This is a genomic window from Pasteuria penetrans, assembly GCF_900538055.1.
GTDB lineage: Bacteria > Bacillota > Bacilli > Thermoactinomycetales > Thermoactinomycetaceae > Pasteuria > Pasteuria penetrans.
The window spans coordinates 1,654,745-1,667,141 of record NZ_UZAC03000001.1; the positions used below are offsets into that span (position 1 = coordinate 1,654,745).

Below are 12,397 nucleotides of genomic sequence, written 5' to 3' on the forward strand. Positions count from 1 at the left end.
GGGTTTTATTTTTTTAAAAATGTTAATTGGGAATCCAACCCGAACCCTTGTATCTATCTTTCTCTATACCTTTCAGGCCTCATTGGGTATGATTTAATATATATTCATAAATGCATTTATATTGTTATTTTTATTTTATAATTATGAATATGATACAAGGATTGCCCCTATCGTGTCAGATTCAGATGATGATGATCCCCATAATGTGTACTTGTGAGGCCTGTAAAACCTTGTTGGGGGTTCCCAAAGGCCCGGTAACACTTGCACACTTGCATTGCAGTGTTAGGGATTCCGTCCCTTCCATTAGACCCAGGGGATTGGGAAGTTCCACTGGCACCCATATCATACCCCGGTGGTGTATCAGACCTTGTGGAACCTAGGGAGAGACCAGCGGGAAATCGCTAACAGCTGCGGTATCCGGATCAGGACTGGGCCTAAATTGTACAGGCCCTTGCGCGGGGAATTCCGAAACCCAGGGAGGCAGTGGCACCTGTTTTCGGAGATCCTTGTATACTCATGGGACTTTGATAAACCGGGGGACCAACAGGGGTACCCACAGTGACGCCCCCGGAATCTAATCGAACCTACATTCAGGAATTCCGTATATCACCTACGGGATCCCCTAGATTCTTCCCCCGAAGGGATCAGGAATGTGGGCTAAGAGGACACCGGGGAATCTGGTACGGTGGTAAGCCGGATACCACCAGGACGTATCAAACCATTGTAGCCATTTTCTATAACAAAAGCTGATTATGCCGTATCCATAATAGCCCATTGCAACATTCAATAGTTTGTTTTGCCAACGAGGCAAGGATGTTCCCCAATTCTTGGCAATCTCCTTTCCATCCCTTTATACATATCTCCATAAGACTCCGACAGTTTTTCTCGACACGCCCTATTTTAAACTCAAAACATTTTTCCTTATCAGAAATTTCTTCATCAAGGATTAGATCCCCTTCCTTGAATGGGAAAATAAGGGGGGATTTTTCGGGGACGGTCAGATCTTTCTGTAGGCAGCATCCCGTTGGGGGTGTGAATTTCTGAACAGGGCTTTTGGGGGAGGATTTCCCCCCATTTGAGGTGCTTCTCCCATGGACTACTATATAAAATAAATTTACTATATTAAAATATAAAACGTATATTTTGGTTTTCTAGCTCTTCCCCCCCTTTTTTACCTATGTCACTATAGTACTTGACCCATCCTAATTCGTTAAAAATGGTAATTAATTTCCATTTTCTTTTTGTTTATCTTTCTGTTATACTGTTCCGTAAAAATTGAAAATTTTATGGAATAGAGGGGGATATAGATTGATGAACCACACTACTTATACCGCCTTACCGGCCCCTATTTGTGATAAAAAAATGGAGAACGATCTCCTAGAGCGGGTACAATATTTGCAAAAATCAGGATTATCATACGAGAAAGCCGTTCAAACTGTCGGGCATTCTATTCTGCATGATAAAAACTGGGGAAATTCCACCATTGGAAAAGCTTGGACATGGTTGGCCAACTATGAAAGAGATCAATATCTGGGGCGAAAAAAGTATCAAAGAGACAACGGAGGACGCTGTACAATCATCAGAAATGGATATAGAAAACATGTTTTAGATACCCATAGGGGTCCCATTACCTTTTTCATTCCACGATTACGAGACGTCAAGTTCCAGTCCGTTCTAGCCGATCCCTATTTCCGTTATGATCCCTACTTGCTGGAAAAGATCGTTTCCCTTCGAATCAGCGGTATGTCCCTGGAGGTCATCGCGGGGCAAACAAAGTGGATCTTCGGCAAGAGGATTCCCCGTTCCACCCTCTCCCAACGTCTTATTTCCCAGTATGATAGCCACCTAGACGCGTGGAATCTCCGTTCCCTACAGAACCAGTATTCCGCTCTTCAGGCCGATGCTACTTATCTCAGGATCCGGGGGGGCAAAGGGAAAAAAATAGCCATTTACATAGTAATGGGACGTAGGTGGGACGGTGTATGGGAAATTCTTTACGTTGGATACGGTCCACCTGAAACGTTGGACACCTGGAACCAGGTTTTCAAAAATCTCCGTTCGCGGGGTTTATCATCGGTTCCTTTGATCGTTACCGATGCTCACCCTGGCCTCAAAACGGCTGTTCGTGTCCATTACCCCGCATCGGATTGGCAACGATGTATTGCCCATTTCTTTAGAAACCTGCGGGATGCCGCTGAGGAGGACTCTTTTCCCCCAGAGATACTCTTTGATAGGATGCGCAAAGAGGTTCTGGAATCCCCGGATTGTGAAACGGCCTATGCAGTTGGCATGAGGATCTGCGAGGATTATAAAGACGTGGCCCCGAAAACGGTAAAAGTATTGCGAAAGGGCCTGCGAGATATCACCATCCACCTTGGACACGACCTTACCCATCAGAAGTCGAATCGGAGTACAAACATCCTGGAGAATTTAAACGGGAATTTAAAACGCATTACGAACAAAGCTCGCTGCTATCCTGATGACAGGGCTGCTTATCGGATATCCACCCTCTTCCGTCTCCGTGATCACCAAAAACGGCAGGAAACAACGGACCAGAGGATAGCATGAATCATAGGGATTGGGAAGAAAGCAGAAATAGTATGGAATCATGTGTTTTTTGCGATTTAGATCGAAAATTTGGTAAAGTAAGAATCGTCTTTTTTCCCAATCCCTATAGGATTCATAATAAGAATGGACGAGAGGAGGTTGGAAGACAGGAACGAATTTTCTATCTATACAAATTAATAAGACAATTATGCTTAAAAAAATACAAGAAAAGGTCACCCAAAGAGGCAAAAAAGTGGGACTAAAAATCCCCTCCGAAAAATGCACACACCCGTCCGGATGCTGCCGGATTTGTGATAGAGTGGGGGTAGGTCATTAGCTCTAACACCTGCTTTTCCATAGGAATTTGAGGGTTCTCTATGGAGCATTATAGCAGAAGAGGGGCTAATGACCTAATTTTTTTGTTGTTTTCTTAATAACTATCAAACTAGGGGACCATGATCCTTAATTTTACAGTCATCGGATAGGTGCTCCCTAGCAAGCATCTTATTCGTTTTCTAATACGTCACCGCCCACCCGATTCCTATAAAAAAATCCATGCTAAAGAGTCGCCATTCATCTACCCGCTATGAACAGCGGAGACCCCCTGATAGAGGGTGAGTTGCCAATTATTATAACATATAAAACTTAAATTTTATAAAAATAACGCATATGTACCACTGTGTTCCCACAAGAATACCTTGGAATACAGTGGGAGAGAATCCGAATCTAGGCAGATATAAACACAGAAACCTACCACGATGCATTTGATCTATCGAACCATGGTTCAGCCCTCACTCCTGAGACTGAACCCCCAGGTCCGAAGTTTGGCCAAGAGCCCCAAACATTAAATCGAACTAGCACCCGAATAAGGAAGAATCCTATAGGGCAGTAAGAGTCATATAATGCAAGGGTATTTATATATAATCCCATGAGCTGGATTGGCATTTCAGCCGACCCATCCCGACGATTGTTATCTACGGATACCATTCACGAACAAAATCGATTACAAACATAAGTGCTACCTACACCAGTAAGTCCCCCTACACCCATACCAACGTAATAAGCAAAGGGCTTCGTCACGGGATGGATCTGAGAGACCCCATAGTCAACCCAGTAACTGCCTGCACCCGTGGCACCGGCGCAGGCATAATCACAAAAACCCTCGCGTCTAAACCGTCCCCCATTAATCTCACTAGAGTATTTGTAAAAATCGTCAGTACCCCCTTCCTCCAATTCAACCATTGGGGGTGCCGAAAAATCCAAAGTTTGATATGGACCAATCATAGGTAAGACAACAAAGCGACAATAGCGTTGAAACACAGAGGATAGCCCAAAGTAAGCCATTTTTGATATCGCTATGGGACTGTAACACACACCCCCCCTGCGTATCATGATCATAATTGAATATTCCTAGATAATTGCAAGGAGATGCGCAAAATAAATCTTTTAAAAGATCGGAAATAGAATGAATTCTGGGGAAGGGTCTCAAGAAAGCACGGCGCTGACCTAAAAGAAGATGGGCCCAGGAAGGTAGGACACGGGAAAATCGAGCCCAGGTATACATAAAAATACATTGAAGTATCATATCCAAGTGAAGAGGATTGATACCAGAAACAAAATAGGGAACGAAATGAAACAAATGCAGGGGTGACAAATACCCTGATAGGCACATAATGATTTGTCTATTGACAAAATTCACATCGATGCCCTGCACCCCCAACCAGTGTTCCTCTTGCCAAATTCTCCCGCGTAAGGCCGCCATCCATCCTATTGTGCCTAGTGTCAACAACCATACGGAAGGAAAGATCCATAGGAATACACATGTCATAACCAAAAAACATAACGCACCTCCCCATGAAACCAAGTACCACCCCCCCCTTCTCCATAAACTATGTTGTACTATAGCACGCTGACAATTTTCTCGGGCTGTGGACCACTGAATCATCTGTCTAGCCGCTACCTGGAGGAGGAATCCACCATTCTTTTTTCTTTCCTTTTTCAACCAAAGAACCACCATAATAGAGAAATATATATAACAAAAGGAACTCAACATCAATGGTGTTCCATACTTTGACACGATCCGTCCCTTTTCTACCATGTAAAGTGACATATGAAGAAAAAGTAAAAAATGAAAGAAAAAACTAATCCAACCCCAACGCGCCACAACAAATCGTATAGGGTAACAAGGATCTTTATCTCCGGGCGACCCAATCATTGAAGTCCACAATCGTTTCCCCATTCCTTTTTCCCCCTGAAACTATAGAAATACCTACCTTCTCAATCCCTTACCTTAGACCACAACCGGTTCCATTCCCGTTCAACTCCCAGTTTCTGATCCACCACGGTCGACTATTTCGACATTTGCCCCTATGGTGACACGAAGTAGGATCAATCTCCATTTTCCGTGTCATAATTCCCACATTCGTAGTCCATAACTCGTCCCTCCGATCCTATCCTAGCGACAACAACCCCCTAACTTTCCTTCTCCATCCCGATTCTCCAATTGGGGCTATGGGACCTTGGCAGTGTGCGGGTAAATCACAACCACTAGGGGAGCAAATCCATTTTGGGAATACCACCAGTAAGGCTAGCATCTCAGCCAACCCTCTCACAAAACCACACGCTTGATCTCCACAACCCACCACACCCAACAGGCCTCCCCGCCTTTTCCTTGACCAACTCACTACCAATGCTTCTTACACCAGCAGCGCAAGGTGGTTTAGAATCTTCCCCCTACCAGACCGATTCTGAAAAGGACACAAGACCCCAATCGGGGTCCTCCCTCATCTTCCATGCAACTTTGCAAAGCGTGCGATCCGACTCCGTTCACAACCGCAGCTTCGGTATAGTCTTAGCCCTTTCACCTGGCTAAGTCTAGGTGTCCATGCAACAGCCTCTCGTGATTCCAAACGACAATTTTTTAGCTCGGGTGAGTCAGGAGAGGGGATCAGAAGAGAATCAATTTGATATTAACAATTTCACAGATAAGACCACAAAGTGAAAACAACGTTAAAACACCGAGAATAACCCAAAGTAAGCAATTTTTGGTACCACTACGGGACTGTAACACTCTCTTCCTCTGTGTATTATTATAATAATCAAATATTTCTAGATAATTGCAGGGAGGTGAGAAAATTAAATGCCTGAAAAAACCAGAAGTAGAACGAATGCTAAGGAAGGGCCTAAAGAAAGCACGGCGCTGGCCTAAGAGGAGATGAGCCCAGGAAGGTAAAACAGGGTAAAGCGAAAAACAAGAAAAAGAACTACCGGCGCGAAATATCATATCCGAATGAAGAGAAGGGTTTGAACCAGCGCCAAAATGAGAAACGAAATGAAGCAAATGTAGGAATAACAAATACCCTAATAGACACATAATGATCCGTCTATTGACAAAACCCACATGAATGCCTTGCACCCTCAACCAGTGTTCTTCTTGCCAAATTCTCCCTCGTAAAGCCGCCATCCATCCTACTGTGCCTAGTGTCACCAACCATACGGAAGGAAAGGTCCATAGGGATACACATGTCATAACCAAAAACCATACCCCTCCTCCCCATGAAACCAAGTACCAAGCCCCCCTTCTCCATAAACTATGTTGTACTATAGCACGCCGATAATTTTTACGGTTTGTGGACCACTGAATCATCTGTCTAGCAGCTACCTGGGCCCGGGAAAGGAATTCATTATTTTTTTCTTTTTTTATTTCCTTTTTTAACAAAAAAATAACCATAATAGAAAAACATATATAACCAATGGAACCTATCATCAATGGCATTCCATACTTTGGCAACGCCTGTACCCCTTCTACCATGTAGAGTGACACAGAGAAGAAGAGTAAAAAATGAAAGAGAAAGCTAATCCAACCCCAACGCGCCACAACGAATCGTATAGGGTAACAAAGATCTGTATCCCTAGGCGGCGGCCCATGCATTGAAGTATACAGCCATTTCTCCATTCCCGCCCCCCCTAAACTATAGAAATACTTGCTCCTAAATCCCTTAGACCAAAATCGGTTCCATTCCCATTCAATTCCCAGTTTCTATCCACCACGATCGACTACTTCGACATTTGCTTTTAAGTAAATCACAACACTAGGGAGAAAATCCATTTAGGAATATCAAACTCACAATAGTGATGAAACCCCCGTAATAGGGATGTAGCAGGGGATTTGAATTACCCGGCTTGATCCAGCAGCCAACGCACAATCCAAATTGCGGAGAATCATCGTAAAATGAACCAAACATTAGATCGAAACTCGGACAGATACAGCAAAAAGGGGTACTGCGCCGCAAGGCCACAACATCAGACTGGCACCCGAATAGGGAAAAATCCTATGGGGCAGTGGGGGTCACATAATGTGACGGTATTTATTTATAGTTACATGAGCTGGATTGGCATTTCAGCCAACCCAGCTCGACAATTGTTATTTACGGATATCATTCACGAACAAAATCGATCACAAATATAAGTGCTACCTACACCAGTAAGTCCCGCTACACCCACACCAACTAAATGACCAAAGGGCCTCGTCACGGGATGGATCCGAGAGACCAGAACGCCAATCCCGTAACCGCCTGCACCCGTGGTAAAGCCGCAGGCATATTCACAAACACCCAAGCGCTTAAACCGTCCCCCACTAATCTTACTAGAGTATTTGTGCAAATCGTCAGTACCCCCTTTCTCCAACTCAACCATTGGGGGCGCCGAAGAATCCATTGAGGTAAAGAGTAACCCCTTCCTCTCACCTGTACCCGTATCCACGATCTCAGTTTCAGAAACAAAAGTAACATCTCCAGGCATTTTTCTCAATAGTTCTGCTGAAGCCCCTTCCTTAATCTGAAAGCGAAGCAAACGTGTGTTCTTCTTATTTAGTTTCATCCCTTTATCAGTCAGGAATTCATTTAACTTTAACATTGGCTCACGTCCGACTTTTTCCTCCCAAGAACCAACTGAACGCGATGGTAATTCCTCAGGGGTTACCGCCTTCACCTCCAACTCCTGTTGTAATTTCGTTAGTTTTTCTTCCCATGAGTCGTTACTGCGATGCGTTGCCTCATTTAACAATCCCCGCTCTTTGTTCGTGGATGGCACACTCCCTGATTTTCCTTCCTCCCCTGAATTACCCACACCAGAAGCCTGCTTTCCTACTTCCTCAGGAAGCACACCCCCCGATTTTCCTTCCTCCTCTGAATCACCCGCACCAAGAGGAGCCTGCTTTCCCACTTCCCCAGGGAGCATACCCTCTGATTTTCCTTCCTCCCCTGAATCACCCACACCAGAAGCCTGCTTTCCCACTTCCCCAGGGAGCATACCCCCTGATTTTCCTTCCTCCCCTGAATCACCCACACCAGAAACCTGCTTTCCTACTTCCTCAGGGAGCATACCCCCTGATTTTATCCCCCCTTCTGAATCGCCAACACTAGAGAAGCCTGCCTTCTTAATTTTCCCCTCTTCCGCTGTTGAAGAGTGGACTGGGAGTGATGCAACAACGACCCCGGATAACATCAGGTAGATAGCTGACTTCGTCATTTTTTTGAATTTTCCCATATTATTAAAACAACTCCTACTTTGATTTTTTTATATTATTTTTGGGATAACTAAAAACGAAAACATCTGGAACAAGTAGCAACATAACATATGCTGTCATTTTCTCCGGGACCGTGCAATTTCTTGTGGGGAATGCCCTATCTATGAATCTAGTCTCACCTTTTCGTAAAGCAATTGAGTAACATAATAACATTTTGTTATGACACTGTTCCTGTTTTGATATCCACGGCGGATTTATCTTATTTCATATGAATTTTTATAAAATTTTTACTAGGTCCTTGCGCGGAAGACGAACATTGTGTTGTAGTAAGATCCATCCTGTTTATGGTACGTACAAAAACAACAAAAAATCCGTAATGTTGTCAACATTACGGATAAGATGGAACAAGGTTCCATTACCATGGACAAAGCGATCTGATCAACAAATAGGGCACGATCGCACGATCTGCAGTGAAAAAGAATGAAGCGTTATTATGTAAAAAGGGGATGACTCATGCCCCCTACCTCTGATAGAATATTGATCATCAACAAACAATAAACTCAGAGGAGGGAAAACATGAGCATCCACACCCATAATACAACATTATCAGGAAAAATCAATATCCAAAAAGAAGAGTCATGGATAGCTAGAAATTCGATGAAGATAGGCGACCGGTCCATTGACTCCCCGTATTGTGGAAAAACACTGAAAAGTACGTGTCCCTTCTGTCATAGCCATAATGTCTTACTAGATGAGAAACTGATTCTAACCGATAGGACCATAATGGCAATAGCAAACGAAAAGCTGGCCCTAGCCAACGAGACAATGGCAATGGCAAACGAGAAGCTGGCCCTAGCCAACGAGACAATGGCAATGGCAAACGAGAAGCTGGCCCTAGCCAACAAGGCAACGGCAATGGAAGCAGGGAATAAGGACACAAAATGGTCTGCGGTAGCCGGTGAGATTGGGAAATTACATAGTACGAATCCGTCCCCTGCCCCCCAAGAAACGGAACCCAACCCACTGATCGGGGATTCTCCATCCATAACTTTGCGTGACGGAAAAGATAAAGGTCCAGGGAATGCACGATCCGAAGGGGATGGATATCATCAATTGCACGATCCAAAAACTCGGGATCGATTCTTACGTGCTCAACGTTTTTTCGATGATCTCAAGGAGGGAATTACCTCATGGGGTCCCAAGGAGTGGGAGGAATCTAGGCATCTGATTGAGAAACTGCTATTATTGTGTTGTCCATCGAACCACAAGGAAAAGACGAAGGATTCCCTTCCCCTGGACGATATTACTAGCCTCATGTTCCATCACGACGGTGGTAGTATTTTGGTGCGGGCGCTGATTGGATTGTTAAAAAACGCATGGATCCCAGAGATAGACCCTCTAACCGACCCAAAGAATTGGAAACCCGTTGTCGAGGACCTATGTAACTTACGCATGCGTGTAGATCGAACCCTCCATTGTCTGAAATATCCCCAGGATGAGGGGAATGGGGTCTATCATCGCGGATATAGCACACTGTTTGGGGAACTAGATCTAGAGGTTCCTAGGACAAGATGGGAATTTTCACCGTACTCGTTACCACGTTATCAGAGTGCAAAGAATACCCTCAAAGATTTCGTTTATCGTCTTTATCTTCCGGGCCTCTCCTTGCGAAAAATTAGTAAACTATTGGAGGAAGGATTCAACCTTCGGACGCCCCCTGAAACGCTTTCGCAGTGGTTGCAACCTTATTACAACGATGCTATACAATATTTCGAAAGGGATCTGAGCACGACAGTATATACAGCCATAGGTATGGATACCCTCTTTGTTCCCATTCGGGAGGAGGGTCGTTATGTTTCGAAGGCGATCGCAGTCAGCACGGGTATCACGGCGGAGGGGAGGCGGGATATAATAGGGATCACCCCCTCGCCTGATGAGAATGTGGAATCCTATGATCAGCATATAGGGAAACTAAAGGAACGGGGCCTGAATGTCAACGATATACGTATCGTTACCACAGATGGGCATAGGGCTTTTCCCTTAGTTGTACGCAAGCATTTTCCTCACCATACGGTTCACCAACGATGTTACGTTCACGCGATTCGTAACATCATGAATGCAGCTCCTAAAAGTATGAAGAAGGAAATGGCTAAGGATGCTTCTTACGTCTTACGGTCTGGGGATATGGGACAGGCACTAGAACGGTGGTCTGAGTGTGCAGGGAAGTATCGGTTTGGAAATAAGGCGACGTGCGAAGCATGGGAAAGGCTCAGTCCTAAAAAAATCTCCCTGAGCTTACAAGCGGCATCCATAACCCAAAATCCCATACTTCTGCCCTATATACTGTCCACGAACTACACGGAATCTCTGAATGCTTTGTTTCGTGAGAGAACGAATAGCAAAAAAGGTGGATTCGTTGGTCTTGAGGTAGCGATGAAGGAATTGATGCTTACCGCTTTCTATTGGGTGGGGAAACAAAAAGAAAACCCCAACCCATTGCCTGTCGAGGATCTTCTTTCGATCCCTGCTGACTACGAGTCCGAAATTTCGAACGGAGAACCTCTCCCCACCACGGCTTATGACTTTCATCCCCTCTTATGCACGGAACAAGGGCAGGGTTGTATGGACGATGTCCATACCCTTGATTTCTAGCTAGCACCTTTCGGGGAAAATCCGTCTAAGGCGCCACGACGGTTTTTCCCCGGGAAACTCCCTCCATCCGACGAGTTCTTCCACGGAACGGAGGTACCATATTCCTTCTCAAGAATCCCACCGCCTAGTTCTGGGGGTAACCTATGTGGTACAATCCTTCCAGCATCAGACTGGGTATCCGCCGCCCATCTCAATATCCATTATACCCCTAAATCTCGCAACGGTCTGTCCAGCCCATCATTTTCTGAATTTACAATAAATTAGTGATTAAAGGAAACACCTTATAAATATAAGATAAATCCGCCGTGGATATCAAAACAGGAACAGTGTCATAACAAAATGTTATTATGTTACTCAATTGCTTTACGAAAAGGTGAGACTAGATTCATAGATAGGGCATTCCCCACAAGAAATTGCACGGTCCCGTCGCGCCAACATAGGATACCATTGAGCTAACAGAGCTGTATTCCCATTCTGCTTCAACTGCTGCAATCCACCCTGCGGAATACGAAGATGGTAATCCATGTCCAAAGTCAGCGCTGTACCCACGGCACGCCGTGGTAAATCCACCTTCATCACGGTTTCATCTCGCCACAATTTTGCTGAGACCTCTTGACCATTTACTTTTACGTTTTGGACGCTCAAAAAACCCGGTTTTTCAGGATGTGATTCCTTATCGACCGCCCAATTGTGATGGAAAGCATTAGGATAAAGTCGAAAAAAAACTTCCTCACCCTTAGCCTCGGGAAGATCCGACGGGATTTCAACCCGCATATGTCCGGTTACATCACGTTGCTGTGGAGAATAAGTGGCCGAAATTTGATACACCGGACGAGAAGAATGATCCCCCCTATTTTCAAAAACCCTACTTGTGTAGGCATGGGAATCAAAATAACATCCGGGATCTAACAGAATACCGGGTCTCCGCTGTTCATAGCGGGTAGATGAATGGCGACTCTTTAGCATGGATTTTTTTATAGGAATCGGGTGGGCGGTGACGTATTAGAAAACGAATAAGATGCTTGCTAGGGAGCACCTATCCGATGACTGTAAAATTAAGGATCATGGTCCCCTAGTTTGATAGTTATTAAGAAAACAACAAAAAAATTAGGTCATTAGCCCCTCTTCTGCTATAATGCTCCATAGAGAACCCTCAAATTCCTATGGAAAAGCAGGTGTTAGAGCTAATGACCTACCCCCACTCTATCACAAATCCCCTTGGCAGTATAGACAGCGTAATATCTTATGTTGAAGTCGGTTTATCGGACGTACCCAAACACTGTGGACGCATTTTCCAGAGTAGGGTTCGGGACCTTTCCGAGGTTCTTCTGAACATGAACCCCAACAAGGATTTGGATCCCGAGTCTGTCGTAGAGAGCATTCAATTTTTGTCTGCTAACAAAAATAAATTACAAACCACCTATTGGGCCAAGGATTTTATAACCACAAAGATATTGCTTGAAGCGGTGATTGGGAAGTTACGGAACCTTGGCTTTAATGATATAGATATTTTTGAGTGGATAGCCAGAACACTCAAGGAGGCTCTAGAGGAGGCAGAACCTTCACAAGGATGTGTCATTGGGAACTACTACCTGTGGTTGATGGACCGGATGTGGATTCCATAACAGTTTGGGTATCTTCCTAAGACAGAGGAGGGCTTTATCGACTATC

General features: G+C 44.6%; 10 protein-coding genes. 4 read left to right on the top strand and 6 right to left on the bottom strand.

The genetic code is table 11. From position 1 onward, the window contains the following. Positions 1-1,311 precede the first annotated feature (1,311 nt). Positions 1,312-2,568, top strand: coding sequence for an IS256 family transposase (locus PPRES148_RS06780; protein ID WP_246142962.1), 1,257 nt, complete (start codon positions 1,312-1,314; stop codon positions 2,566-2,568). A gap of 966 nt (positions 2,569-3,534) precedes the next feature. On the opposite strand, the gene PPRES148_RS06785 is transcribed toward PPRES148_RS06780, so the two are convergent. Together PPRES148_RS06785 and PPRES148_RS06790 are read right to left on the bottom strand one after the other, a co-directional pair. Further along, the gene (locus tag PPRES148_RS06785) at positions 3,535-3,789 is read right to left on the bottom strand and encodes a hypothetical protein (RefSeq protein ID WP_149453795.1); all 255 of its coding nucleotides are present in this window, start codon (positions 3,787-3,789) and stop codon (positions 3,535-3,537) included. Further along, on the bottom strand, positions 3,782-4,786 hold the full coding sequence (locus PPRES148_RS06790; protein ID WP_149453796.1) for a hypothetical protein: 1,005 nt from the start codon (positions 4,784-4,786) through the stop codon (positions 3,782-3,784). The genes PPRES148_RS06785 and PPRES148_RS06790 overlap by 8 nt, the downstream gene beginning before the upstream one ends. 327 nt (positions 4,787-5,113) lie before the next feature. Here PPRES148_RS06790 and PPRES148_RS12345 point away from each other — a divergent pair, with 327 nt between their 5' ends. Next, positions 5,114-5,419 carry a hypothetical protein gene (locus tag PPRES148_RS12345; protein WP_149453797.1) on the top strand — a complete coding sequence of 102 codons (306 nt, stop codon included), beginning with the start codon at positions 5,114-5,116 and terminating at the stop codon, positions 5,417-5,419. A 75-nt stretch (positions 5,420-5,494) separates the two neighbouring features. On the opposite strand, the gene PPRES148_RS06800 is transcribed toward PPRES148_RS12345, so the two are convergent. Together PPRES148_RS06800 and PPRES148_RS06805 are read right to left on the bottom strand one after the other, a co-directional pair. Next, entirely contained in the window at positions 5,495-6,502 is a 1,008-nt protein-coding gene (locus PPRES148_RS06800; RefSeq protein ID WP_149453798.1) for a hypothetical protein, read from the bottom strand. Between the two features lie 485 nt (positions 6,503-6,987). Beyond that, the gene (locus PPRES148_RS06805) at positions 6,988-8,076 is read right to left on the bottom strand and encodes a hypothetical protein (protein ID WP_187820774.1); all 1,089 of its coding nucleotides are present in this window, start codon (positions 8,074-8,076) and stop codon (positions 6,988-6,990) included. A gap of 574 nt (positions 8,077-8,650) precedes the next feature. Here PPRES148_RS06805 and PPRES148_RS06810 point away from each other — a divergent pair. Continuing rightward, complete coding sequence (locus PPRES148_RS06810; protein WP_149453800.1) at positions 8,651-10,726, top strand: IS256 family transposase; 2,076 nt, start codon at positions 8,651-8,653, stop codon at positions 10,724-10,726. Here the strand turns inward: PPRES148_RS06810 and PPRES148_RS06815 are convergent. Then, entirely contained in the window at positions 10,723-10,920 is a 198-nt protein-coding gene (locus tag PPRES148_RS06815; protein WP_149452698.1) for a hypothetical protein, read from the bottom strand. The two genes, PPRES148_RS06810 and PPRES148_RS06815, sit on opposite strands and share 4 nt — an antisense overlap. 169 nt (positions 10,921-11,089) lie before the next feature. Continuing rightward, complete coding sequence (locus PPRES148_RS06820; RefSeq protein WP_149453801.1) at positions 11,090-11,692, bottom strand: gluzincin family metallopeptidase; 603 nt, start codon at positions 11,690-11,692, stop codon at positions 11,090-11,092. Positions 11,693-11,889: 197 nt separating this feature from the next. Between PPRES148_RS06820 and PPRES148_RS06825 the strand changes: the two genes are divergently transcribed. After that, positions 11,890-12,351 carry a hypothetical protein gene (locus tag PPRES148_RS06825; RefSeq protein ID WP_149453802.1) on the top strand — a complete coding sequence of 154 codons (462 nt, stop codon included), beginning with the start codon at positions 11,890-11,892 and terminating at the stop codon, positions 12,349-12,351. Positions 12,352-12,397: the final 46 nt, after the last annotated feature.

Bases quoted from the DNA above. Each gene is read 5' to 3' on its own strand.
- PPRES148_RS06780 (WP_246142962.1), top strand. From the start codon at position 1,312: ATGAACCACACTACTTATACCGCCTTACCGGCCCCTATTTGTGATAAA.
- PPRES148_RS06785 (WP_149453795.1), bottom strand. From the start codon at position 3,789: ATGGTTGAATTGGAGGAAGGGGGTACTGACGATTTTTACAAATACTCT.
- PPRES148_RS06790 (WP_149453796.1), bottom strand. From the start codon at position 4,786: ATGGGGAAACGATTGTGGACTTCAATGATTGGGTCGCCCGGAGATAAA.
- PPRES148_RS06800 (WP_149453798.1), bottom strand. From the start codon at position 6,502: ATGGAGAAATGGCTGTATACTTCAATGCATGGGCCGCCGCCTAGGGAT.
- PPRES148_RS06805 (WP_187820774.1), bottom strand. From the start codon at position 8,076: ATGACGAAGTCAGCTATCTACCTGATGTTATCCGGGGTCGTTGTTGCA.
- PPRES148_RS06810 (WP_149453800.1), top strand. From the start codon at position 8,651: ATGAGCATCCACACCCATAATACAACATTATCAGGAAAAATCAATATC.
- PPRES148_RS06820 (WP_149453801.1), bottom strand. From the start codon at position 11,692: ATGCTAAAGAGTCGCCATTCATCTACCCGCTATGAACAGCGGAGACCC.
- PPRES148_RS06825 (WP_149453802.1), top strand. From the start codon at position 11,890: ATGGAAAAGCAGGTGTTAGAGCTAATGACCTACCCCCACTCTATCACA.